Source organism: Polaromonas sp. 39-63-25 (assembly GCF_002278925.1).
In the GTDB taxonomy this organism is placed as follows: Bacteria; Pseudomonadota; Gammaproteobacteria; order Burkholderiales; family Burkholderiaceae_C; genus Polaromonas.
The window spans coordinates 54,383-78,020 of the sequence record NZ_NCJH01000009.1 but is presented as its reverse complement, the minus strand read 5'-3'; the positions used below and the strand labels follow the sequence as shown (position 1 = coordinate 78,020).

Genomic DNA, 23,638 nt, shown 5'->3' with positions numbered 1-23,638 from the left:
TGTGAGCAGGGGCTATTGAAAAGCCCCGGGTTCAGCCCCAGATCTTCAGCAATCAAATTCACCAAGGGACGCCATGCGCCAGGACAAACTCACCACCAAATTCCAGGAAGCGCTCAGCGACGCACAGTCGCTCGCACTGGGCAACGACAACGCCTACATTGAGCCGGTGCACCTGCTGGCCGCCATGCTGGGCCAGGAAGACGGCCCCAAAGCGCTGCTGCAGCGCGCGGGTGTCAACGTGGCGGCCTTGCAGGCCGCTGCTGACGCCGCCGTCAAGAAGCTGCCGACGGTGTCGGGCCAGGAGCAGATCCAGGTCGGCCCCGAGCTCGGCAAGCTGCTGCAGGCCACCGAAAAGGAATCCATCAAGCGCGGCGACCAGTTCATCGCCGGCGAGCTGTATTTGCTGGCAGTGGCCGACAGCAAGGCCGAGGTCGGCAAGCTCGCCAAAGAGGCCGGCCTGACACGCAAGGCGCTGGAGGCGGCCATCGATGCCGTGCGCGGCGGCCAGGGCGTGGACAGCCCGGAAGCCGAAGGCCAGCGCGAAGCGCTCAAGAAATACACCCTGGACCTGACCGAGCGCGCCCGCATGGGCAAGCTGGACCCGGTCATCGGCCGCGACGACGAGATCCGCCGCGCCATCCAGGTGCTGCAGCGCCGCACCAAGAACAACCCGGTGCTGATCGGCGAGCCGGGCGTCGGCAAGACCGCCATCGTTGAAGGCCTGGCCCAGCGCATCGTCGCCGGCGAGGTGCCCGATTCGCTCAAGGGCAAACGTGTGCTGAGCCTGGACATGGCGGCACTGCTGGCCGGTGCCAAGTTCCGCGGCGAGTTCGAGGAACGCCTGAAAACCGTGCTGAAAGAACTGGCCAAGGACGAAGGCCAGACCATCGTCTTCATCGACGAGCTGCACACCATGGTGGGCGCCGGCAAGGCCGAAGGCGCGATGGACGCGGGCAACATGCTCAAACCTGCACTGGCCCGGGGTGAATTGCATTGTGTGGGTGCGACCACGCTCGACGAATACCGCAAGTACATCGAGAAAGACGCCGCGCTCGAGCGCCGCTTCCAGAAAATCCTGGTGGGCGAGCCGACGGTGGAAGCGACGATTGCCATCCTGCGCGGTCTGCAGGAAAAATACGAAGTTCACCATGGCGTGCAGATCACCGACCCGGCCATCGTCGCTGCGGCCGAACTCAGCCACCGCTACATCACCGACCGCTTCCTGCCCGACAAGGCGATCGATTTGATCGACGAGGCCGCGGCCAAGATCAAGATCGAGATGGACTCCAAGCCCGAGGTCATGGACAAGCTGGACCGCCGGCTGATCCAGCTGCAGATCGAGCGCGAGGCGGTGCGCCGCGAAAAAGACGAATCTTCGCAGAAACGCTTTGCGCTGATCGAGGAAGAAATCACCAAGCTGCAAAAGGAAATTTCCGACCTGGACGAAATCTGGCAGGCCGAAAAAGCCCAGGCGCTCGGCTCCAAGGACGTGATGGAAGAGATCGACCGCATCCGCTTCCAGATCGAGGAGTTCACGCGCAAGGGTGATTTCAACAAGGTGGCCGAGCTGCAATACGGCAAGCTGCCCGAGCTGGAAAAACGCCTCAAGGAAGCGCAGGACGTCGAGTCCAAAAAAGGCGCCACCAGCGCGCCCACCTTGCTGCGCACCCAGGTCGGCGCCGAAGAGATCGCTGAAGTGGTGGCGCGCGCCACCGGCATTCCGGTCAGCAAACTGATGCAGGGCGAGCGCGACAAGCTGCTGCTCATGGAAGGCAAGCTGCACGAACGTGTGGTTGGCCAGGACGAAGCCATCGGTGCGGTCGCCAACGCCATCCGCCGCTCGCGCTCGGGCCTGAGCGACCCGAACCGCCCGACCGGCTCCTTCCTGTTCCTCGGCCCCACCGGCGTCGGCAAGACCGAACTCTGCAAGGCACTGGCCGGCTTCCTGTTCGACAGCGAAGACCACCTGATCCGCGTCGACATGAGCGAGTTCATGGAGAAACACTCGGTGGCCCGCCTGATCGGTGCGCCTCCGGGGTATGTGGGTTACGAAGAGGGCGGCTACCTGACCGAAGCCGTTCGCCGCAAGCCCTACAGTGTGCTGCTGCTCGACGAGGTGGAAAAAGCCCACCCCGATGTGTTCAATGTGCTGCTGCAGGTGCTGGACGACGGCCGCCTGACCGACGGCCAGGGCCGCACCGTGGACTTCAAGAACACCGTGATCGTGATGACCAGCAACATCGGCTCACCCATCATCCAGTCCATGGTGGGCCAGCCGTATGAAGACGTCAAGGAAGCGGTGGAGGGCGAGCTGAAGAACTACTTCCGCCCCGAGTTTTTGAACCGCATCGACGAGACCGTGGTGTTCCACTCGCTGGACGCAAAAAACATCGAGTCCATCGCGCGCATCCAGCTCAAGGTGCTCATGGAGCGCCTGCAGAAGATGGACCTCACGATGGAGGTGTCGGAAGCAGCCATTGCCGAACTCGCCAAGGTCGGCTTCGACCCGGTGTTCGGTGCCCGGCCGCTCAAGCGTGCGATCCAGCAGCGGATTGAAAACCCGCTGTCCAAGCTGCTGCTCGAAGGGCGCTTCCTGCCCAAGAGCACGATCCCGGTGGACGTGGACCCGGTGCGCGAGCCCGGCGTGTTCAAGTTCGACCGCGCCACAAGCTGAGCCCTTACTAAGCCCCGAGGGCGGCGCGGGTTGCTATTGAATCAGTAGCTGACTGCGCCCGCTGTATAAGGGCTAGCGGCCTGTTTGATACATGAAAACCTGAAAACCCGCTCTTGCGAAGGCAAAAGCGGGTTTTCTTTTTTCAAAAACGACCCGCTGCAGGCTCCGCTGCCGGGAAAGCTCGCGCATAAAGGCGAGGTCATGTCGGATGTTGGCAGACCTGTCCGGGGCACAGTAAAGTGCCGGACAAACCTCCAATGACTGGGTTTTTTCCGGAATCGACCGGCCAGGGCTTGTCATGGCTCGCGGTGTCAGCCGGTACTTTTTGCGGAACATATCCAAGGCGTCAAAAACAATGCTCACCGATCCCTGGCTCAATCGATGGCTTCCCCTTGTGCTTGAGCGGGCGAATTCGGACCCCGTGCTGGAGATCGGTTGTGGCCACGGAGACGACACGGCTGTCCTTGCCGGCGCCGGGTTGAAGGTCCACGCTTTCGATCTTTCCAGTGTTTCGGCTGGCATCACGAAGCTTCGTGTACCGACGGCGGTGGTTGAGTGCCGAGACGTGCGAGAACCCTTCCCCGAGGTGGCAAGTGAGCTGGGGGTCGTCGTTGCCAGCCTGTCGCTTCACTATTTCCCCTGGGCCGAGACGCAGGCCCTGGTAAGGCGCATCCGTTCAACCTTGCGGCCCGGCGGCGTTTTTCTGTGCCGCCTCAACTCCGACCAGGACCATAACTTCGGCGCCAGCGGCCACCCTGAAATCGAGCCCAACTTTTTCATGGTCAAGGGTGAACCCAAACGCTTCTTCGATGAAGCCGCGATCACGTCACTTTTTGCAGAAGGCTGGAACACGCTTTCGCTTGAGCACTTTGTCACCAAAAAGTACGTCAGGTCGAAAGCCCTGTGGGAAGTGGTTCTTGAGCGTACGGACGCCTGAGTTTCTTCCGACGGGCAATAAGATGGGCCAAACGGAACAAACCATCTGGAGAACGCAATGAAGAGCTGGATTTACCTTTTCGTGGCCATCGTTGCGGAGGTGATTGCAACTTCGGCGCTGAAGTCGAGCAATGGCTTCAGCAAGTTGTGGCCGTCGTTTGTGGTCATCGCCGGCTACGGCACATCGTTCTTCTTCCTGCCGCTCACGCTGCGCCACATCCCTGTCGGAATTGCATACGCCATCTGGTCGGGTATTGGGGTGGTCCTGATTTCGATCGTGGGCTGGCTGCTTTTCAATCAGAAGCTTGATGCACCGGCGATTCTTGGAATGGGGCTGATTGTTTCCGGGGTGGTGGTGCTGAACGTGTTTTCCAAGGTGGCTGCGCACTAACTAGCTGCTTCTTTCATCGTTGATTTTCAATCACCCGCAAAGCACAGAACCGAATACTCATCGACTGTGTGATGACGTGACGGTGCGACGGTGCAGATCCAACGGGGTTTGCGAGTGTTCTTCGAAACCGGTGCCGGGGTCTAAGTCACAAGATTCGACGAACTTGACGAGAAACTCGTGGGGCATTCAATGTTGGATCGCCTTCGGCTCAGGGTATGAACGCAAGGCCTCAGCCATCTTTAACGCCTGCTGATGCTGAGGGCCATCCATAATTGCAAGCTGGATTTCCCTTTGAACGACCCGATTGCAGATTGTCCGAAGTCGTCGAAATTGATGGCGCTCATTTTCCTTGAGAGTGCCAAGACCTCGGTGGACGATTTTCGAGCGAACCTTGTAGATGCTCTTGAACTCCGTCACAAGGTCGTCGCGTTCTTTTGCACTGCTCGCGATTAGATAGGCGCAGCGTGTGGCCAGCATGGCGGTCACTCCTTCCCCTCCGTCCTCAGTACCCAAAAGTACCTCAGCACAGATAGCTAGCTGCATGAACCCCATGAGTTCGTCCCCGTTGGAACGACTGTCGAAGAGCCAGCGACCTGCGAGGACGAGCTGCGGCAATGTCTCTTCCATGTCCAAGACATGTACGATGGTCTGTAGATCTTGCACGATGCGTCCACGCCCACCAGTGCTAACACTGACTTTGCGGATTAGCGCGCTAGTGTTATCGCCAATCGTTTCTTCTTCAATTTTGAGGAAATCGTCAGCACTGCTCTGATAGATGTTGATCAAGAGCTGATCGCTGTTCAAGATTTTCCAGCCACTCTCCAGTACTTCCATGCCGAACGCGAGTCCGAAAAAAGCTTTCAAAAGAGTAGTGAAGCGATTCAGCGGCTGCGGAGAAAAGATGGAGTTTATATAGCCTTCGAGCCTCACATACAGGTGGCTGCGGCGGGAAGGAGGCTGCGCGTCGATCGTTGGCTGACCCGACGCGGACATTGTTGTCGGCAGCGCCGCTATGCCGAGTAGGGACATGAGCGCATTTTGTGGTGGCTTCTCTGTGACATCGGAAGTTGGGTAGGGGTACCCACTCTGCTTCTCGTGCCAAGCCCCGATGATTGCGAGCTGTCGGCCAAGAATAGGCGGTGCACTGCTTTTGTACAGTTCGTCGGAGATGCTGGCCGGAAGTTCGACAACGGCGACGTATTGATTGGGCAATGCCGTCAGCAAGGCCAAGAGTCTGTTGGCGAGCGCTTCGACGTCACTGTATTGCGGTAGCTCGCATAACCGACTTTTGCCTGCTTTCGCCTCGGGTGAAAGCAGCAACAACTCGTCAGTGAGCGTGCCAAACATAAGAGACACCATGGGGCGTTCGCCGACATAGGCCTCGATTTTCTCTTTCAGCCTGCTGGGTGCGCCGCGAAGTACGGCGGTAAAGGCCCTGTCAGCGTCGAACATGCTTTGGATGTCTAGTCGACCTGCATCCGACAGCCTAAGCTTGGGCAGTTCAGTACGTAGCGTGCCAATCAGCTTGTCTTGCAGTCGGGCATCTAGTTCCATGATCACATCCTCTCAGCGATCACGTGGCCGGGTATTCAGCGCGTGAGGGCATATAGAAATCGAGTGTAGCGCGCTGGCCAGGGAGTTGAATACTTCTCGGATCACTGCTTTCTTAATGTTGATCACAGGGCAAGAGCCGAGTGCGGCGTATCCCGTGGGGTGCAACACTTGCAGCACGATATGAGCTGGAAGATACTCGCGTTCATTGAAAAGTCCACCAGGAGTCAAGCATGACCTCCGCGCCGACACCCAGCTTCACCGTCAAGCACATCGACCACATCGTGCTTCGTGTCGCAAGCCTTGAACGTGCCATGGCTTTTTATTGCGATGTGCTGGGCTGCAAAGTCGCCAGAAGACGAGATGACCTCGGCCTCATCCATCTGTCAGCCGGCAGCTCCATGATTGACCTTGTCGCGCTCGACGGCGTGCTTGGGCGGCGGGGTGGCGCTGGCGCCGCGAAGGAAGGCCGCAATGTCGACCATCTGTGCCTTCGGGTTGAGCCCTTTGATGAAGTGGCTCTGACGCAGCACCTTGCCGCGCTCAACATACCCACCCACGGCGCGGCTGCCGTGAACTTCGGGGCCGAGGGGGAGGGCTTGTCGCTTTACGTCTCTGACCCGGACGGCAATACGGTTGAGTTGAAGGGGCCTGCGCGCGCCTGAAGCCTCTGAGGGCTGCGCGAATTGCTATTGAATCAGTAGCTGCTCGCGCCCGAATCCATTGGGCTGCAGCACGTTTTTATACGTCATTTGCAGCCGGACTGGCAAAAAACTCAGGCTTTTGGATCTGCCGCCCGCCGCAGTGCAGCCATCAGGGCAGACTGGGTGATCATGCCCACCAGCCGCTCGCCGCTGACTTCTTACTTGTAAAACGCCTCGACCTTGCCCTTGAGCTTGATCATCAGTGGTTGGCCCTTGCGGTCCAGCGCTTTGCCGGCGGGCACCTTGATCCAGCGTTCGCTGATGCAGTACTCCTCGACGTCGGTGCGTTCCTTGTCGTTGAAGCGGATGCCGATGTCGTGCTCGAACACGGCGGCAACGTGGTGCGGGCTGCGAGGGTCCGCGGACAGGTGGTCGGGCAGAGGGGGGCGTTCAATGGTGTCGGTCATGGATATTTTTTGGGTTAGCGCGAATCGTCAGCCATTTTCCCTGATTTGGGCCGGGTATCCGCTTCAAGCCCCCAAGCCCGCAAACACATTCTGCACATCGTCGTTGGCGTCGATGGCGGCCAGGAAGGCTTCCACTTCTTCCAGATCCGCGGCGCTCAGGCTGGCCGGGTCAACCGGGTTCTTGGCCTTGTAGCCGAGCTTGGCCGACAGCACGGTAAAGCCCTGGGCCGGCAGCGCGCGGCTGACGATGTCGAGGTCGCTCGCATCGGTCAGAAACATCGTGGTGCCTTCTTCGTCGCCGGGCTCGAAGTCCTGGGCGCCGGCTTCAATCGCGGCCAGCTCGGGGTCGGCGCCTGCTGCCGCGGGTTCTGCCTCGATCATGCCGACATGGTCGAAATCCCAGGACACGGAGCCGGATGTGCCCAGCTGCCCCTTGCGGAACAACACGCGCATTTCAGGGGCGGTGCGGTTCAGGTTGTCGGTCAGGCATTCGACCATGACGGGCACGCGGTGCGGTGCGAAACCTTCGTAAATCACGTGTTCATAATGAACCACATCTCCCGTGAGGCCGGCGCCTTTCTTGATGGCGCGCTCCAGGGTGTCCTTGGGCATGGAGACCTTGCGGGCCTGCTCGACGACCAGCCGCAGGCGCGCGTTCGAGGCCGGGTCGGCGCCGTTGCGCGCCGCGATCATGATGTCCTTGGCCAGTCGGCCAAACAGTTTGCCCTTGGCATTGGCTGCCAGTTCCTTGCCTTTTGCTTTCCACTGCGCGCCCATGCTTGAAATTCCTTGGTGTTGCGGCGCATGCATGCGCCTGGCTGGTTCGGGGTGTTGGGGGCATGCGCGCTGTCTGAAACGCCGCGGCACGTCACCCGAGGGTTCCGGTTATACACCCATCCCCGGGCGGTTCCGGCCATCTGCGCAGGGGCGGGGGCGCGCGGGCCCCTGTTTCTGGCTGGTCGAACGCTGACTCGTCTACCATCAGAAAACGGGAGCCGTGCCGTCATGGCCGCCACTCGCCCAACCCCTGACAAAAAAATGGCCACCCCCCCTCCAGCGTCTCACCGGCCTCAGCCCCCCAGCGCAACGCCCGTGGCATCCGCCCGCCAGGGCCTGAGCGCCAGCGAGGCGACACGCCGCCTTGCCGAGCAGGGGCCCAACCTGCTGCCCGGCAGCGAACCCAAGTCCACCGCGGCCATCGTGCGCGACGTGGTCACCGAACCGATGTTCCTGATGCTGCTGGCCGCCGGCGGCATCTACCTGGCGCTGGGCGACCGGGGCGAGGCGCTGTTCCTGCTGAGTTTTGTGTTTGTGGTCATCGCCATCACGCTGGTGCAGGAGCGCAAGACGCAGCGCGCGTTGGAGTCGCTGCGCGACCTGTCGGCTCCGCGCGCCCTGGTGATACGGGACGGCCTGGAGCAGCGCATTGCCGGACGCGAGGTGGTGCTGGGTGACCTGCTGGTGCTGCACGAGGGCGACCGTATTGCTGCCGATGCGCTGCTGGTGGACGGCCAGCTGGAGGTTGATGAGTCGCTGCTGACGGGCGAGGCCGTGCCCGTGACCAAGCTGCCCCTGGCGCCGGGGGCCGGGGAGGGCACGGCCCCCGCGCCGGGCGGCGACGGCACCGCGGCCCTGTTCGCGAGCACCGTGGTCACGCGCGGCGTGGGCCTGGCCGAAGTCTGCGCCATCGCCGCCCAAACGGCGGTCGGGCGCATAGGCGCCGACCTGGCCGCCACCACCGAGCCGCCCTCGGCGCTTCAGCAGCGATCGCGCAAACTGGTGCGCCAGCTCGGCGTGGCTGCGCTGTTGCTGGCCAGCGCGCAAGTTGTGCTGGGCTGGTGGTGGAACGACAGGCCGCTGCTGGAGAGCCTGCTTTCCGGCATTGCGCTGGCCATGGCCATCCTGCCCGAGGAAATTCCGGTCATCCTCACCGTCTTCCTGGCGCTGGGCGCGTGGCGCATCTCCCGGCACAAGGTGCTGACGCGGCGCGTCACCGCCGTCGAGGCGCTGGGCGCCATCACCGTGCTCGCGGTGGACAAGACCGGCACGCTGACGGTGAACCGCATGGCGGTGGCCGAACTCGCCACGGCTGGCGCGCACTTTCAACCGGAGGGTGCCGACAGTCTGGCCGAGGAATTTCACCTGCTGGTGGAATTTGCGATGTTGGCCACGCCCGGTGATCCGTTCGACCCGATGGAAAAGGCGATCCAGCTTTTTGGCCACCAGTGGCTGGCCGGCACCGAGCATGTGCACGAGGGCCGCGAGCCCGAGTTTGAGTACGCGTTGTCGGGCGAGATTCTGGCCATGACACGCGTGTTTGCCAGTGCTGATCCTTCGCAGCACCTGCTGGCCACCAAGGGCGCGCCGGAGGCCGTGGCCGACCTGTGCCACCTTGACGTGGCGCAGCGTGATGCCATCGGCCGGCAGGTGGAAACCATGGCAGAACGCGGTCTGCGTGTGCTCGGCGTGGCGCGCGGGCGCTGGAGCGGGCAGGCCACCGCACCGGACGCGGCGCCGCCCTGGCCGCCAAGCCAGCACGACTTCGATTTCGAATTTCTCGGCCTGGTCGCCCTGGCCGACCCGCCACGCGCCGAGGTGTCTGCCGCGCTGGCCGAATGCCGGCAGGCTGGTGTGCGTGTGATCATGATGACCGGTGACCACCCCGCCACGGCCCTGGCCATTGCGCGCCAGGTCGGCCTGTCGGAGCGCCCCGACCTGATGACTGGCGCCGAGATCGAAGCCCTGGACGATGCCGCCCTGCGCCAGCGGCTGCGCCATGTGGACCTGTGTGCGCGCCTCAAACCCCAGCACAAGCTGCGTCTGGTGCAGATGCTGCGCACCGATGGCGAGGTGGTGGCCATGACCGGCGACGGCGTCAACGACGCGCCCGCACTCAAGGCGGCCGACGTGGGTATTGCCATGGGCGAGCGCGGCACCGACGTGGCACGCGAGGCCGCCGCGCTGGTGCTGCTCGACGACAGCTTTGCCCGCATCGTGGCCGCCATCCGCCAGGGCCGGCGCATTGACGACAACATCCGCAAGGCGACGCGGTTTGTGTTTGCCGTGCATGTTCCCATCATCGCGCTGGCGCTGGTGCCCACGCTGCTGCACTGGCCGGTGCTGCTGCTGCCGGTGCACATCGTGTTGCTGGAACTGTTGATTGATCCGGCCTGCTCCATCGTGTTCGAGGCCGAGCCGGAGGGCAGCGACCTGATGACGCGACCGCCGCGCCCCGCCTCGGACTCACCGTTTGCCGCCGCACCGCTGATGCAGGGCGTGTTGCAGGGCCTGGGTGTGGCAGGGGTGCTGCTGGCCGGGCAGACCTGGCTGGCAGGGCAGGGCTGGAGCGCCGCCCAGGGCCGTGCCGTGGTGTTCAGCGCGCTGGTGCTGGCGGTGATGTTGTTGATCCTGGCCAACCGCGATCCGTCGCGGCCCGTACTGCTCGGTGCGGCTGCGTCCAACCCCTGGCTGTGGCGCATGGCCGCCGGTGTGGCTGTGCTGCTGGTGGCGGTGCTCGGCCTGCCGTGGCTGCGGGACCTGATGGGTCTGGCCCTGCCTGGAGGGCGGGAACTGACACTCGCCGCCGTGCTGGTGGCACTGTGTCTGGTCTGGCTGGAACTGGTGCGGGTGCTGGGGCAGCGCCTGTTCCGTAGCCACAGAATCTCCGACTGAACCCAGCGCGCGTTGCGCATTCGGGCCATGGCCGCTGCCTGAGAAGCGGGCAGTGCCGGGAAGGGGCTGCCGCGTCAGGTGTTCTGCGGTTTCCGGCCCTGTTGCAGCACTTCCCGCAGCCCGGCGAAACGCTTGCGGTACTGTGCAGGCGTCAGGTTGACTTCACGCTTGAACAGCCGCGCGAAGTAGCCCGCGTCTTCGTAACCCACCTGCTCGGCGATGGCCTCGATCGAGTCGTCCGAGGCTTCCAGCAACTGCTTGGCTTCTTCGAGCCGCACGGTGTGCACGTACTGCAGCGGCGACATGCCCGTGGCCTGCTGGAAGCGCCGCACGAAAGAGCGTTCTGCCAGACCCGACAGCTGCGTCATCGCCGCCACCGGACTGGACGCCCGGTAGTGCTCTGCGGCCCAGAGCTGGCAACGCGTGATGACGGCGTCGTCCGATTGGCGGCTGGCTGACAGGCGGGCAAAGGGCTGCTGGCCGCTTTGGTGCCAGTCGATGAGGTACAGGCGCGCCATCTGCATGGCCGCCTCAAGGCCGATCAGGCGCGCGATCAGGTAGAGGGCCAGGTCCTGCCAGGACGTGCCGCCGCCCGCCATCACCAGCCGTTGACCTTCACCCGCAGTGACCAGTGCGCGCTGGCGGTGCAGCCGAATGCCCGGATGGCGTTGTGCCAGCACGTCGCAATAGGCCCAGTGTGTGGTGGCGTCTTCGCCCTCCAGCAGGCCGGCTTCGGCCAGCAACAGCGCACCGGAGCAGGCCGCCGCCACGATGGCGCCACGGGCATACGTCTGTCTCAGCCAGGCAGCCTCGGCCTTGAAGCGGCCGCGCAAGTCATCGGTGGGAACCACAAACACCTCGGGCACACACACCACCTCGGCGGGCAGTGCATCGGCCAGCGACGCATCGGGCACCACCCGCACGCCGTTGGCAATGGTCAGGGGCTGGCCGTCGCTCGAGACGATTTGCACCCGAAGCTGCGATGTGCCGGGGCGGCCTTCGACCACCTGCGGCCAGTCGCGTCCGACACCCTGAAACAGGTCGTTCAGGCCAAACAGCACCGAGGCGGTGACCTCGGGCAGCACCAGGATGGAAACGGTGGCGATGGCGCGGGTACCGGTTGGCTCGGTCATGGCGGATTTGTCGTGTGGGTGGCGGTTTTGGCTGCAGGTCAAAACGGCCTTCCTGCCTACAGTTGCTGAACATTCTAGAGCGCTGCTTCCGCCATGCGGGCCGGCACTGCTTTCAGTCTGACTCGCGCTTTAGTCAACCCTACAAGGAAATCGACATGTCTTTGCCCGACATCCTGACGCTGGCTGTTTTGCCCGCGTTCCTGCTTCTGGACTATTTTGTCCCTCCCGCCGGCGGGTTTCGCAGCCGGTGGTGGCGCTCCCGCGCCGCGGTGGTGATTGCCATCAACTTCGGAATGGCGCTGCTGGTCGGCCAGCTTTGGGCCGGGTTCATGGGTGATCTGCATGTGTTCAACGGCGCGTCGCTCGGCACCGCGGGCGGCGCTGCGGCGGGTGTGCTGGTGTATGAGTTTTTCCATTACTGGTACCACCGCAGCGCCCACCGCTTCGACTGGCTGTGGCTGGCAGGGCACCAGATGCACCACAGCACCGAGTCCTTCGACGCCTGGGGCGCCTTTTACCTGCATCCGCTGGACACGGTTTTCTTCACCACGCTGCTGAGCCTGGTGCTGTTCCCCCTGCTGGGCCTGAGCCCCGAGGCGGGCGCCTGGGCGGCGGCCGTGCTGACTTTTCTGAGCGTTTTTGAGCATGCCCGTGTGCACACGCCGCGCTGGCTGGGTTACCTGGTCCAGCGGCCCGAGAGCCATGCCGTGCACCACCAGCGCGGTGTGCACGCCCACAACTATGCCGATCTGCCGCTGTGGGACCTGCTCTTCGGAACCTTCCACAACGGAGCCGTACAAGGCCCATGGCCTGAACAAGGTTTTCACGACGGCGCTTCGGCGCGTATTCCCGAAATGCTGGCGTTTCGCGACGTGTCGCGCCCGGCACTGATTCAACCCACCCACTCTTTGGAGATTTCCCCATGAAAGACGCTTCCGGATACACCCTCTCGGGCTGCAATGCCCAGGCCCTGAGCCACCTTGAGCAGGCCCTGCATGAATTTCGCTGTTTCGCCGGCAACCCGGTGGCCACGGCCGAGGCTGCGCTGGCCGAAGCGCCCGGCCTGGTGATGGCGCATGTGCTGCGCGCCTGGCTGTACCTGCTTTCCGCCGAGGCAGATGGCGTTGTGCCCGCACGCGAAGCCCTGGACGCGGCGCGTAGCCTGCCCTGCAACGAACGCGAAGCCTGGCACCTGGGTGCCATCCAGCAGCTGTGCCATGGCCACTGGCGCGCCGCAGCCATCACGCTGGAAGACCTCAATGCCCACTACCCGCTGGACACGCTGGCCCTGCAGGCGGGCCAGCAGATCGACTTCTTCGCGGGCGACTCGCGCATGCTGCGCGACCGCATCGCGCGTGTGTTGCCGGCATGGTCCCGCCATGTGCCCGGCTGGCACGCGGTGCTGGGCATGCAGGCCTTCGGGCTGGAGGAAACCGGCGACTATGCCCGCGCGGAGCGCCTGGGTCGCGAAGCCGTGGAGCTTGAGCCGCGAGACGCCTGGGCCCAGCACGCGGTGGCGCATGTGCTGGAGATGCAGGGGCGCCGTGACGAAGGCATTGAATGGATGCTTGGCAACGAAGGCTGGCAGTCGGACAGTTTTCTGGCCGTGCACAACTGGTGGCACCTGGCCCTGCACCACCTCGCGCAGGGCGACGTGCCCGAGGTGCTGGCGCTTTACGACGGCCCCATCCACGGCCACCGCCCGCAGATTCATGTGGAGCTGGTGGACGCCAGCGCCTTGCTCTGGCGGCTCAAGCTCCAGGGGGCCGACGTCGGCCAGCGCTGGCAGCAACTGGCCGAGCGCTGGGCGCCATTTGCCGCCGATGGCCACTACGCTTTCAGTGACTGGCATGCGGCGATGGCCTTTGTTGCTGCCGGACGTGACGACCTGTTGCAGGCGCTGCAACACGCCCAGCAAGAAGCCATGACGCGCCAGGGCGACAACGCCGTATTCACCCGTGAAGTCGGTGCGGCCGCCACGCAGGCCTTCATCGCGTACGGGCAACAGGACTGGGGCCGTGCGGTCGAACTGCTGCGGCCCATCCGCAGCCAGTCGCATCGTTTCGGCGGCAGCCACGCGCAACGGGACTTGCTGGAGCAGACGCTGATTGCAGCAGCGCAGCGCAGCGGGCAGCGGGTGTTGGCCCAGGCGCTGGAGCAGGAGCGCCAGCTGCTGGCGCGGCAACGGCACCCTGTCACTCATGCGGGTCTTGTTGTCACATCATGAGCACGGCATTCACTTTTTCGCGCTTGTTTCCATACCGTCCCGCCTGGCCCTGGCAACGGGAGGGGGTGGCCTGGCCCGGTTCGACGGACACCCTGGACTTGTCGAAGTCAGCCATCCACCGCATTGCGCGGCCTGCGGGTTATCGCATTGAATGCATCGCCGGTTCGGCGTGGGTCACGCAGGACGGGCATGCGCGGGACATCATGCTGGAGGCCGGGGAAGGCTACACCTGCGTGCGGCCTGAGCGCCTTCTGGTGCAGGCCCTGGAGGCGGTGGTGCTGCGCGTGGCGTTAGCTGCCGTGTGACCCAGCCATCAGCCCCGTGCCGGTATGCCCAGGCCTTTGACAACCGCCGGCCGCGCCACAAACGTTTCCAGCACACGCAGCACGTTCGGAAAGTCGGTGATGCCGATCAGCTCGCCGGCCTCGTAGAACCCGATCAGGTTGCGCACCCAGCCGAAGGTGGCGATGTCGGCGATGGTGTAGTCGTCGCCCATGATCCAGGCGCGGCCTTCGAGGCGCTTGTCCAGCACACCGAGCAGCCGTTTTGCCTCCGCCACATAGCGGTCGCGCGGGCGTTTGTCGTCGTAGTCCTTGCCGGCGAACTTGTGGAAGAAACCGAGCTGGCCGAACATCGGGCCGATGCCGCCCATCTGGAACATCAGCCACTGGATGGTTTCATAACGGCCGGCAGGGTCGGTTGGCATGAATTTGCCGGTCTTCTCGGCCAGGTAGATCAGGATGGCGCCGGACTCGAACAGGCCCAGCGGTTGGCCGCCCGGGCCGTTCGGGTCGAGGATGGCCGGGATCTTGTTGTTGGGGCTCAGCGAGATGAATTCCGGCGACATCTGGTCGTTGGTCTCGAAGCTGACCAGGTGCGGCTCGTAAGGCAGGCCGGTTTCCTCCAGCATGATGGACACCTTGACGCCGTTGGGCGTGGGCAGTGAATAAAGCTGGATGCGCTCGGGGTGCTGCGCAGGCCATTTACGGGTGACGGGGAAGGCAGAGAGATCGTTCATGGCGGGGTGGTGCTGTCTGGGGGATGTTGGTCGAAGGGCCACTGTAGCCCAAGCCCGCGACACGCGTATTGCGCGCGGCGGCGAGGCCGCAGGCCGACCATCACCCCGCAGTCACCGAGCGGACGGGCCGCAAGCCGCGCGCCGGTTAGCATGAGGAATGCCTGAAGTCACTCCTTCCTCTTCATCCGCCATCCCCGATGGTTTTGTTCCTGTGCGTGTGGGCGGCCCCTTTATCGAGGTCAACGGCCCGTTCTATGCGCGGCTGGACGGTCAGCGCCTGCTGCTGGGTTTTCGTGTCGAGGAACGGCACAGCAACCCGCTGCAGATGTGCCACGGCGGCATGCTGGCATCGTTTGCGGACATGCTGCTGCCCTGCGCGGCGATGTACCAGAGCGACAGCGACAGGCGCTTTCTGCCGACCATCAGCCTGCAGATCGATTACCTGGCGCCGGCCATGCTGGGCGCCTGGGTGCAGGGCCAGGCCGACATCCTGCGCAGCACGCGCAACATGATATTCATACAGGGCTTGGTGACGGCCGACGGTGAGCCGGCCCTGCGCATCAGCGGCATTTTCAAGCAGGGCCCGCTGATCGGCGACGGCAAGGACCGCGACCCATTTTCGCTACGAAATGGATAGCTGCTGGCGCAAACAGTCAAAAGGCTGGAGCCGTTTTTCTTCTTGAAATGAACCAGGCGCCCCCGGTCTGCGGCCGGTGACAGGCGGTGCCTCGACGCAGATTTTTCCGGTGGCCATGCGCACCCACGCGGGCGCTTGTGGCGGTGGCCCCCAAAGGCCTGCACCGGCCTGGTCCGGATGATTTGTTCTGGCACGCGTGACGGCTTTGCAGGACAATTTGACGCATGAATGGCCACCCATTCCCAACGCGCACCCTTCAAGCGGAGGTCTCCCCATGAGCTGGCAAATCATCCCCCTGGAAGAGGTGGCGCCCACGGCCTGGCGCAATGGCGGCGGCATCACGCGCGAGCTGCTGGCCTGGCCGACCGCCGGGGACTGGGACTGGCGCATCTCGGTGGCCGAGATCGAAAAAAACGGACCGTTTTCGCGTTATGACGGTGTGCAGCGATGGTTCGCGGTACTGGGCGGCGCCGGCGTGCGGCTCACGCTGGACGGGCAAACCCGCGAGTTGACGCCGCAAGGCGAGCCGCTGTGTTTTGACGGCGCCCTGGCCTGTAACTGCGAACTGATTGACGGTCCCACCGAAGACTTCAGCCTGATGGTCAGGAAGGGGCGTGGCAGCGCGCGCCTGGTCCGTGTGCTGGGGGCGCTGGACGTGGAGGTCAAACCCGGCACACGGGTCGCCGTGTATGCCTGGGACGAGCCGGTGACCGTGCAGGTCAACAGGAAGTTCACGACGGTGCCGCCGCACACCCTGGCCTGGCGTGCGCTCGCCGATGGGGCTTCGGTGCGCATTGAGGCCATGACCGCGCTCTGGATGGAAATGGCGCGATGACGGTGCAGCCCGCGCAACCGGCCCATGCCTTCGGCGCCAATCCGCGCCTTCCAACGGTTTTCAGAGGTGAGCTGGCATGAGTTTTACCCTGCAACTCGGCAAGGCCCCCCTGCTGGTCAGCATGCCGCACACCGGTACCGACATTCCGCCGGAGCTGCAAGGCGACTACGCCGAACGCGCACTGGGCCTGGAGGACACCGACTGGCATTTGCAGCGGCTGTACGATTTTCTGCCGGCGCTGGGCGCCAGCGTGATCACGCCGCGGTATTCGCGTTATGTGATTGACCTGAACCGGCCGCCCGACGATGCGCCCATGTACCCCGGTGCCTCCAACACCGAGCTGTGCCCGACGCATTTTTTTAACGGTGATGTTCTTTACAGGGAGGGCCGGGCACCCGACCCGGCCGAGCGCCTGCGCCGACGCGAAACGTATTGGCAGCCCTATCACGCGGCGCTGGCTCAGGAGCTGGCCCGCCTGAAGGCGGCGCACGGTTTTGTGCTGCTGTGGGATGCGCACAGCATCCGCTCCGAAATCCCCTGGCTGTTCGAGGGCCGCCTGCCGGACCTCAACATCGGCACGGCGAATGGCGCGGCGGCGGATGCCTCCATCACCGCCGCCGCGGCCGCTGCATGCGCCGGGGTCGCGGGGGTGAGCAGCATCGCCAACGGCCGTTTCAAGGGCGGCTACATCACGCGGCAGTACGGCCGGCCGGCCGGGCATGTGCACGCGGTCCAGCTCGAGAAATGCCAGAGCCTGTACATGCAGGAAGTGACGCCGTTTGCCTACGACGAGGTGTTGGCGCAAAGGATACAACCCGTGCTCAAGAGCATGGTGACGGACAGCCTGGCCGCTGCCTGCAGGCTATATGGCCGCTGAGACGGTGTCTTGAGTCGCGCCCCTTCGACAGGCTCGGCCCCAACGGGGCGTGTCATGAATGACGAAACCGTCAAGAGAATACGAACACCGCTGTGTGCCTGCATGGATTGCGGCTCAAGGCCGCAATGACAAGTCAGGCAGGGTGGAGTAGCGCTTCAACCGCCGCGCCCAGCGCCAGCAGTTCCCGGTCCTGGCCACGCTTGCCCACCAGCATGAGCCCGACCGCCAGCCCGCCGCCGCGCGGCAGCGGCAAGGTCAACGCCGGCAGGTCAAGGAAGTTGAAGACCGAGGGGTTGCGCAGCAGCAGGGTATTGGTGCGCAAAAACGCGTCTTCGGCCTGTACCTCGGCGATGCGTGGCGCCAGCAGTGGCACGGTGGGCAGCACCAGCGCATCGAGATCTGTCAAACGCGCATCGAGCGCCGGCAGCAGCGCGGCACGGGCCTGCTGGATACCGACGTAGGTCGCCGCATCCAGTGTCTGGCCGCGGCGGATGCGGCCCAGCACGATGGGGTCGTACGCTTCGGGCCGGCTATCCACCCAGTCGCGGTGAATCCACGCCGCTTCGGCGGCCACCAGGGTGCCGCGCTCCTGCAGGCGAAAGGGTTCACCCAGCAAATCGTCAAGCGCTTGATCGCGGACCCGGGCACCGGCGCCCGCGAGCTGCGCCAGGGCCTGCTCCACCGCGGCCAGCACCTCGTCCTGCGCCTGGCTGAACAACAGACCGCGCGGCACGCCCAGGCGCAAGCCGCGTACATCGCGCTGCGGCAGGGCTTCATTCGCGATGCCGGCCAGCACGCTGTCGGTGGCGGCGGCGTCTGCCACGCTGCGGCACAGCGGTCCCAGGGTGTCCAGGGTGAAGGACAGCGGAAAAGCGCCTTCGCGCGTGACCCGCGCCTGGGTTGGCTTGAAGCCCACCAGGCTGTTGAGCGCCGATGGAATGCGCACCGAGCCGCCGGTGTCCGAGCCGATGGCGATCTCGGCCATGCCGCGCGCCACCGACACGCCCGCGCCCGAGGACGAGCCGCCCGGGATGCGGCTGATGTCCAGCGCGTTGCCGGGCGTGCCGTAATGCGGGTTGATGCCGACGCCCGAGAAAGCGAACTCGGTCATGTTGGTTTTGCCGATGATGACGGCCCCGGCCGCGCGCAGACGGCTGACCACCACGGCATCTTTGGCAGCAGGCGCGGCATCGCGCAGCAGGGCCGAGCCGGCGGTGGTGGCTTCGCCGGCCACGTCGAACAGGTCCTTGATCGAGACGATGCGGCCGTCCAGCGGGCCCAGCGGCTGGCCGCTGGCGGCGCGCCGGTCGGCGACCAGCGCGGCCGTGCGGGCGGGCTCAAGGTACAGCCGGGTGAAAATGCGCGGGCCTTCATCGCCGGCGGCTGCAATTTCCCTCTCCCTCTGGGAGAGGGCGGGGGTGAGGGATGGCGGTCTGTGCAGGGAGGTATCGTGGGTTGTGGCTTGCTGGCCCTCACCCCAACCCTCTCCCGGAGGGCGAGGGGGCAGGAAAAGCGCGCTGCATGGCAGCCCCGGAAAGCCTATTGCGGCCTATCATCGCCGGATGAACGCCACCACCACCCCCGCCGCAGTCACCGAACTTTCCCTTCGTTCCCTGTTTGATGCCCAGCACCGCGCCAGCCGCGCCCAGGTGGACGTGCCGCTGGCCCTGCGCCGGGACAGGCTGCAGCGCATGCGCCGCCTGCTCGATGAACACGGCCCGGCGCTGGCGCTGGCCGTGCAGGCCGATTTTGGCGTGCGTTCGCCGCAGCTGACCGAAATTGCCGATATGTTTGTGCTGCGCACCTTGCTGTCGCACACGCTGAAACATCTGCCGAAGTGGGTCCGGCCGGTGAAGGTGTCCACGCCGATCTACCTGCAGCCCTCGAGCGCCTATCTGCAGCGCCAGCCGCTGGGCGTGGTCGGGGTGATCTCGCCCTGGAACTACCCGGTGCAGCTGGCGCTGGCGCCGGCCATCACGGCCCTGGCGGCGGGCAACCGCGTCATGCTCAAGCCGAGCGAGCTGACGCCGCGCACCTCGGCGCTAGTGGGCGAGCTGATCGGCCAGGCGTTTGCGGCCGACGAGTTCTGCGTGGTCGAGGGCGACGCCGCGCTGGCGGCGGCCTTCACCCACCTGCCTTTTGACCACCTGGTGTTCACCGGCTCCACCGCCACCGGGCGCAAGGTGGCCGAGGCCGCCGCCGCCAACCTGACCCCCACCACGCTGGAGCTGGGCGGCAAGTCGCCGTGTATCGTCGACGCGTCCAGCGACCTCGACAGCGTGGCCCTGAAGATCGCGCACGGCAAGTTGCTCAACGCCGGCCAGACCTGCATTGCGCCCGACTACGTGCTGGTGCCGCAGGGCAGGGAGGCCGCGTTTGGCGAAGCCTTTGCTCGCGCCGTGGCCAGGCTGTTTCCCACCATTGCCGGCAACCCCGACTACGCAGCCATCATCAGCCCGCGCCACCACGAGCGCCTGCAGGCGTTGCTGGCCCAGGCCGAAGGCGAGGGCGCGCGGCTGCAGGTGGTGAACCCGGGTGGCGCTGCGCCCGCCACTGCCAGGCAGATGGCGCCGGTGCTGGTGTTCGGCACCACACCGGCCATGAAGCTGATGGACGAGGAAATTTTCGGCCCGGTGCTGCCGGTGCTGCCGTATGCCACGCTGGACGAAGCCATCGGCTACATCAACGACCGGCCGCGTCCGCTGGCCCTTTACTGGTTCGGCACCGACACCGCCTCGCGTGACGCGGTGCTGGCGCGCACCGTGAGCGGCGGCGTGACGGTCAACGACACACTGATGCACATTGCCCACGACAACCTGCCCTTTGGCGGCGTTGGCGACAGCGGCTGGGGCGCCTACCACGGTGAAACCGGCTTCCTGCGTTTCACGCAGCAAAAACCGGTGTTGGTGTCGTCGAAGTGGGCGCGCGGCGACCTGTTTTACCCGCCGTATGGCAAACGGTTCGACCAGATCATGGGGCTGCTCAAACGCTGGTTGTAAGGCAGTCAGACGGTCGTTCCCGCAGCGGTCTTTTCCGGCAGGCAGGGAAGGGATAATGAAACGATGTTGTTGAAAGCGTTCATCACGACCCTGTGGCTTTGTGCCGCCATGGGCCTGGGCGGCCTGCCGGGCCGCGCGCAGGCGCAGCCGGTGGTGGTTGCGGCGTCGGACCTGAAGTTCGCGCTGGAGGAAGTGGCCGCTTTGTTCGAGAAGGAAAAAGGGAAGAAGATCCGCCTGGTGTTCGGCTCGTCGGGCAACTTCTATTCGCAGCTCCTGCAGGGCGCGCCATTCCAGATGTTTCTCTCGGCCGACGAGGACTTTGTGTTCAAACTGGCGGACGCCGGCAGGACGCGCGACCGCGGCAGGCTGTATGCGCTGGGCCGCATCGGCATCCTGGTGCCGCATGGTTCGGTCCTGAAAGCCGACAGCGAACTGAAGGACCTGGCGGCGGCGCTGAAGGACGGGCGGCTGCAGAAGTTCGCCATCGCCAACCCCGATCACGCCCCTTATGGCGCCCGGGCCAGGGAGGCGCTGCAACATGCCGGCCTGTGGAGCCAGCTGCAGCCGCGGCTGGTGCTCGGTGAAAACATCTCCCAGGCCGCGCAGTTTGCCACCTCGGGGGGCGCCCAGGGCGGCATCATCGCGCAGTCGCTGGCGCTGGCGCCCAGCGTGGGCAGGCTGGGCACGTTTGCGCTGATTCCCGACAGCTGGCACCAGCCGCTGCGCCAGCGCATGGTGCTGCTGAAAAATGCCGAGCCGGCTGCCCAGGCGTTTTACGACTTCATCGGCACGCCGGCCGCGCAGGCGGTGATGGGCCGCTACGGCTTCGTGATGCCCTAAGCCGCCATGGACTGGTCCGCGCTTTTTCTCTCGCTCAAGCTGGCCGCCGTCACACTGGTGATCCTGCTGCCCGTCGGTGTGCTGACCGGGCGCTGGCTGGCCTACACCGGCTTTCGCGGCAAGGCCTGGGTCGAGGCCGTGGTGGTCTTGCCGCTGGTGCTGCCGCCCACCGTGCTCGGTTATTACCTGCTGGTGTCGCTGGGCGGCGGCTCGCCCATCGGGCAGTGGGCGCGGCAGTGGTTCGGCGTCGAGCTGACCTTCAACTTCCTGGGCCTGCTGATCGCCTCGCTCGTGTTCAACATTCCCTTCATGGTGCAGCCGGTGCAGCGCGCCTTCGAGGCCGTGCCCCGCAACCTGGCCGAAGCCGCCGCCGTCAGCGGACTGGGTGGCTGGCAGACCTTTCGCCTGGTGGAACTGCCGCTGGTCTGGCCCGGCGTGTTGTCGGCCATGGTGCTGACCTTTGTGCACACGCTGGGCGAGTTCGGCGTGGTGCTGATGGTGGGCGGCAGCATTCCGGGTGAAACCCGCACCATTGCCATTGCCATCTACGACCAGGTGCAGGGTTTCAACCTGGCGGCTGCCAACCAGATGTCGCTGGCCTTGCTGCTGCTGTCGTTGCTGGCGGTCGGTTTTTCCTTTGTTGCGTCGGCCCGGCTGGTGCGTCGTCCATGAGTGCACCGGCAAGCAGGGCGCTGGTGGTCGAGGTGGAGCAGGCCCAGCCCATGGCCCTGTCGGCGCAGTTTCGCTGCGCGCCGGGCGAGATGCTGGCCCTGGTGGGGCCGTCGGGTGCCGGAAAAACATCGATGCTGCGCATCATGGCCGGGCTCATGCGTCCGGCGCACGGGCGTGTGCTGGTGGGTGAGCAGGTCTGGTGCGACACGGCCAGCGGCGTGTTTGTGCCGCCGCAAAAACGCCATGTCGGCCTGGTGTTCCAGAACTACGCGCTGATGCCGCACCTGAGCGCCCTGGACAACGTGGCGCTGGCGCTGATGCACCTGCCGCGCGAACAGCGCCGCGAGCGTGCGCGGCGCTGGCTCGACCATGTGCGCCTGACGCCCGGCCAGCAGGCGCGCCGGCCCACGCACCTGTCGGGCGGCGAGCAGCAGCGTGTGGCGGTGGCGCGGGCGCTGGCGCGCGAGCCGGCGCTGCTGCTGCTGGACGAACCTTTTTCCGCGGTTGACCAGATGAGCCGCCACGGCCTGTATGCCTTGCTGGCCGAACTGCGGCGCGAGCTGGACATTCCCATCGTGCTGGTCACGCACGATCTCAACGAGGCGCGCCTGCTGTGCGACCAGCTGGTGGTGATTGACGCCGGGCGCGTGCTGCAGCAGGGCGCGCCGGCCAGCATCCACCGCGCGCCGCGCAACGCCCGGGTGGCCGACCTGGTGGGTATCCAGAACCGCTTTCATGGCGTGTGGCTGGGGCCGGACGAAACATCGGGCCAAACATCGGGCGAGGGGGGCTGGGGCCTGCTGCGCTGGACCGACGGCATGCCGGGCGGCGCTACGGATGAAGGGCGTAGCACCGTGCTGCGGGTGCGCGACAAGGGCCGCCTGGCGCCGGGCCAGGCCGTGAGCTGGGGAGCTGCGCCATCTGGGGGAAATCACCCTGGTGACGCTGCTGCTGGAGCCGGCCCCCGGCGCGTCGCTGCGGCTCACCTTGTCCGGGCCGCAAGCGGCGCCCCTGGCACCCGGACAGCGTACCTGTGTGCGCCTCGACATGGCGCTGGTGCATGTGATGCCGGTGCGCAACGCCGGGTAAGCGAAATCACGGGGCGAGGCTGGCCCCGGACTGCTACGCTTCGCTTCTGGCAGACACCTGAAAGGACGCCATGTCCCCCGCCGAACTTGAAACCTATCTGCATGCGCACATCCCGCTGTCCCGGGCCATGCAGGTCAGCGTGGTGCAGGCCGCACCGGAAGCGGTGGTGCTCAGCGCGCCGCTGGCGCCCAACATCAACCACCGCGACACCGTGTTCGGCGGCAGTGCGTCGGCCGTCGCCATCCTGGCCGCGTGGTCGCTGCTGCACACGCGAATGAGCGCCGAGGGCCTGGCCAGCCGGCTGGTGATCCAGCGCAACACCATGTCCTACGAGCAACCGATAGCGGGCACTTTCACCGCGACGGCTACAGCGCCGGACGCTGAGGCCTGGCAGCAGTTCCTGCGCATGTTCCGGCGCAAGGGCAAGGCGCGCATCACGGTGGTGTCGCTGCTGCATTTTGCGGGCGAGGTGGCGGGGCGCCTCGAAGGCGAGTTTGTGGCGCTGGGGATGGATCAGCCGGCCTGAGCTGTTGAGTTGCCCCATGCGCACCGGGATTTCCTACGCCTTGCTCGCCGACATCGTGCTCACGCTGCATGTCGCCGTCGTGGCCTTTGTGGTGGGTGGCCTGGTGCTGGTGCTGGCCGGCAACCTGCGGGGCTGGCGCTGGGTCAATACCCTCTGGTTCCGGCTGGCGCACCTGATGGCGATCGTGGTCGTGGTGGCCGAAACCTGGCTGGGCATGTTGTGCCCGCTGACCACGCTGGAGATGTGGCTGCGTGAGCGGACCGGTATGGCCGGTGTGACCGGCTATGGCGGCGGTTTTATCGAACACTGGTTGCAGCGCGTCCTGTATTACGAAGCACCGTGGTGGGTGTTTGCCGTCGGCTACTCGCTGTTCGGTCTGCTGGTGGTGGCGGCGTGGGTTCGCTTTCCACCGGAAAGCCGCCGACACAAGTAGTATCAGCTCTTCTTTTG

23 protein-coding genes and 1 pseudogene are annotated in these 23,638 nt (G+C 65.1%); 17 read left to right on the top strand and 7 right to left on the bottom strand.

Annotated features, from left to right (window positions below):
* The first annotated feature begins 73 nt into the window (after nucleotides 1-73).
* Nucleotides 74-2,674 carry an ATP-dependent chaperone ClpB gene (clpB, locus tag B7X65_RS12950; protein ID WP_293594721.1) on the top strand — a complete coding sequence of 867 codons (2,601 nt, stop codon included), beginning with the start codon at nucleotides 74-76 and terminating at the stop codon, nucleotides 2,672-2,674.
* Nucleotides 2,675-2,746: 72 nt separating this feature from the next.
* Here the strand turns inward: clpB and B7X65_RS12945 are convergent, their stop codons facing one another.
* On the bottom strand, nucleotides 2,747-3,037 hold the full coding sequence (locus B7X65_RS12945) for a hypothetical protein (protein WP_293594720.1): 291 nt from the start codon (nucleotides 3,035-3,037) through the stop codon (nucleotides 2,747-2,749).
* Between B7X65_RS12945 and B7X65_RS12940 the strand changes: the two genes are divergently transcribed.
* Both B7X65_RS12940 and B7X65_RS12935 read left to right on the top strand, forming a co-directional pair.
* Complete coding sequence (locus B7X65_RS12940; RefSeq protein ID WP_293594719.1) at nucleotides 3,030-3,611, top strand: trans-aconitate 2-methyltransferase; 582 nt, start codon at nucleotides 3,030-3,032, stop codon at nucleotides 3,609-3,611. The two genes, B7X65_RS12945 and B7X65_RS12940, sit on opposite strands and share 8 nt — an antisense overlap.
* 57 nt (nucleotides 3,612-3,668) lie before the next feature.
* Nucleotides 3,669-4,001 carry an SMR family transporter gene (locus B7X65_RS12935; RefSeq protein WP_293594718.1) on the top strand — a complete coding sequence of 111 codons (333 nt, stop codon included), beginning with the start codon at nucleotides 3,669-3,671 and terminating at the stop codon, nucleotides 3,999-4,001.
* A gap of 186 nt (nucleotides 4,002-4,187) precedes the next feature.
* Here the strand turns inward: B7X65_RS12935 and B7X65_RS12930 are convergent, their stop codons facing one another.
* Nucleotides 4,188-5,555: a HEPN domain-containing protein gene (locus B7X65_RS12930; RefSeq protein WP_293594717.1), complete on the bottom strand. Its 1,368-nt coding sequence runs from the start codon at nucleotides 5,553-5,555 to the stop codon at nucleotides 4,188-4,190.
* 230 nt (nucleotides 5,556-5,785) lie between these two features.
* Between B7X65_RS12930 and B7X65_RS12925 the strand changes: the two genes are divergently transcribed.
* Nucleotides 5,786-6,217 carry a VOC family protein gene (locus B7X65_RS12925; protein ID WP_293594716.1) on the top strand — a complete coding sequence of 144 codons (432 nt, stop codon included), beginning with the start codon at nucleotides 5,786-5,788 and terminating at the stop codon, nucleotides 6,215-6,217.
* A gap of 197 nt (nucleotides 6,218-6,414) precedes the next feature.
* Here the strand turns inward: B7X65_RS12925 and B7X65_RS12920 are convergent, their stop codons facing one another.
* Complete coding sequence (locus B7X65_RS12920; RefSeq protein WP_293594715.1) at nucleotides 6,415-6,663, bottom strand: DUF3297 family protein; 249 nt, start codon at nucleotides 6,661-6,663, stop codon at nucleotides 6,415-6,417.
* A gap of 63 nt (nucleotides 6,664-6,726) precedes the next feature.
* Nucleotides 6,727-7,440, bottom strand: coding sequence for a YebC/PmpR family DNA-binding transcriptional regulator (locus B7X65_RS12915; RefSeq protein WP_293594714.1), 714 nt, complete (start codon nucleotides 7,438-7,440; stop codon nucleotides 6,727-6,729).
* Between the two features lie 315 nt (nucleotides 7,441-7,755).
* On the opposite strand from B7X65_RS12915, the gene B7X65_RS12910 reads away from it, so the two are divergent.
* Complete coding sequence (locus B7X65_RS12910; RefSeq protein ID WP_293594713.1) at nucleotides 7,756-10,335, top strand: cation-translocating P-type ATPase; 2,580 nt, start codon at nucleotides 7,756-7,758, stop codon at nucleotides 10,333-10,335.
* A 74-nt stretch (nucleotides 10,336-10,409) separates the two neighbouring features.
* On the opposite strand, the gene B7X65_RS12905 is transcribed toward B7X65_RS12910, so the two are convergent.
* Nucleotides 10,410-11,468 carry a helix-turn-helix domain-containing protein gene (locus B7X65_RS12905; RefSeq protein WP_293594712.1) on the bottom strand — a complete coding sequence of 353 codons (1,059 nt, stop codon included), beginning with the start codon at nucleotides 11,466-11,468 and terminating at the stop codon, nucleotides 10,410-10,412.
* A gap of 155 nt (nucleotides 11,469-11,623) precedes the next feature.
* Here B7X65_RS12905 and B7X65_RS12900 point away from each other — a divergent pair, with 155 nt between their 5' ends.
* From B7X65_RS12900 to B7X65_RS12890, 3 genes are read left to right on the top strand one after another with little or no spacing between them, the layout of a single operon-like run.
* Nucleotides 11,624-12,394, top strand: a complete 771-nt coding sequence (locus B7X65_RS12900) for a sterol desaturase family protein (RefSeq protein WP_293594711.1) — start codon at nucleotides 11,624-11,626, stop codon at nucleotides 12,392-12,394.
* Nucleotides 12,391-13,695: a tetratricopeptide repeat protein gene (locus B7X65_RS12895; protein WP_293594710.1), complete on the top strand. Its 1,305-nt coding sequence runs from the start codon at nucleotides 12,391-12,393 to the stop codon at nucleotides 13,693-13,695. Before B7X65_RS12900 ends, B7X65_RS12895 begins: the two co-directional genes overlap by 4 nt.
* Nucleotides 13,692-14,000, top strand: coding sequence for a DUF2917 domain-containing protein (locus tag B7X65_RS12890; RefSeq protein WP_293594709.1), 309 nt, complete (start codon nucleotides 13,692-13,694; stop codon nucleotides 13,998-14,000). Before B7X65_RS12895 ends, B7X65_RS12890 begins: the two co-directional genes overlap by 4 nt.
* An 8-nt stretch (nucleotides 14,001-14,008) precedes the next feature.
* Here the strand turns inward: B7X65_RS12890 and B7X65_RS12885 are convergent, their stop codons facing one another.
* Nucleotides 14,009-14,713: a glutathione binding-like protein gene (locus tag B7X65_RS12885; protein WP_293594708.1), complete on the bottom strand. Its 705-nt coding sequence runs from the start codon at nucleotides 14,711-14,713 to the stop codon at nucleotides 14,009-14,011.
* A gap of 157 nt (nucleotides 14,714-14,870) precedes the next feature.
* On the opposite strand from B7X65_RS12885, the gene B7X65_RS12880 reads away from it, so the two are divergent.
* The 3 genes from B7X65_RS12880 (at nucleotide 14,871) to hutG (ending at nucleotide 17,062) form a co-directional block, all read left to right on the top strand.
* A complete protein-coding gene (locus B7X65_RS12880; RefSeq protein ID WP_293594707.1) occupies nucleotides 14,871-15,350 on the top strand; it encodes a PaaI family thioesterase in 480 nt (159 codons plus the stop codon).
* Nucleotides 15,351-15,624: 274 nt separating this feature from the next.
* Nucleotides 15,625-16,185, top strand: a complete 561-nt coding sequence (locus B7X65_RS12875) for a HutD family protein (RefSeq protein ID WP_293594706.1) — start codon at nucleotides 15,625-15,627, stop codon at nucleotides 16,183-16,185.
* A gap of 76 nt (nucleotides 16,186-16,261) precedes the next feature.
* Complete coding sequence (gene hutG, locus B7X65_RS12870; protein ID WP_293594705.1) at nucleotides 16,262-17,062, top strand: N-formylglutamate deformylase; 801 nt, start codon at nucleotides 16,262-16,264, stop codon at nucleotides 17,060-17,062.
* 133 nt (nucleotides 17,063-17,195) lie between these two features.
* Here the strand turns inward: hutG and B7X65_RS12865 are convergent, their stop codons facing one another.
* On the bottom strand, nucleotides 17,196-18,452 hold the full coding sequence (locus B7X65_RS12865; protein ID WP_293594808.1) for an amidase: 1,257 nt from the start codon (nucleotides 18,450-18,452) through the stop codon (nucleotides 17,196-17,198).
* Nucleotides 18,453-18,624: 172 nt separating this feature from the next.
* On the opposite strand from B7X65_RS12865, the gene B7X65_RS12860 reads away from it, so the two are divergent.
* The 6 genes and pseudogenes from B7X65_RS12860 to B7X65_RS12835 all read left to right on the top strand — a co-directional run bounded on the left by B7X65_RS12860 (nucleotide 18,625) and on the right by B7X65_RS12835 (nucleotide 23,621).
* On the top strand, nucleotides 18,625-20,061 hold the full coding sequence (locus B7X65_RS12860) for a coniferyl aldehyde dehydrogenase (protein ID WP_293594704.1): 1,437 nt from the start codon (nucleotides 18,625-18,627) through the stop codon (nucleotides 20,059-20,061).
* Between the two features lie 63 nt (nucleotides 20,062-20,124).
* Nucleotides 20,125-20,901 carry a molybdate ABC transporter substrate-binding protein gene (gene modA / locus B7X65_RS12855; protein WP_293594703.1) on the top strand — a complete coding sequence of 259 codons (777 nt, stop codon included), beginning with the start codon at nucleotides 20,125-20,127 and terminating at the stop codon, nucleotides 20,899-20,901.
* Nucleotides 20,902-20,907: 6 nt separating this feature from the next.
* Nucleotides 20,908-21,573, top strand: coding sequence for a molybdate ABC transporter permease subunit (gene modB, locus B7X65_RS12850; RefSeq protein WP_293594702.1), 666 nt, complete (start codon nucleotides 20,908-20,910; stop codon nucleotides 21,571-21,573).
* Nucleotides 21,570-22,010, top strand: a pseudogene (locus B7X65_RS12845) (ATP-binding cassette domain-containing protein); the annotation flags it as partial. The gene modB and the pseudogene B7X65_RS12845, both read left to right, overlap by 4 nt.
* A 722-nt stretch (nucleotides 22,011-22,732) precedes the next feature.
* Nucleotides 22,733-23,188 (top strand): YiiD C-terminal domain-containing protein, encoded by a 456-nt coding sequence (locus tag B7X65_RS12840; RefSeq protein WP_293602040.1) that lies wholly within the window; start codon nucleotides 22,733-22,735, stop codon nucleotides 23,186-23,188.
* Nucleotides 23,189-23,204: 16 nt separating this feature from the next.
* The gene (locus B7X65_RS12835; RefSeq protein ID WP_293594700.1) at nucleotides 23,205-23,621 is read left to right on the top strand and encodes a DUF2784 domain-containing protein; all 417 of its coding nucleotides are present in this window, start codon (nucleotides 23,205-23,207) and stop codon (nucleotides 23,619-23,621) included.
* Nucleotides 23,622-23,638: the final 17 nt, after the last annotated feature.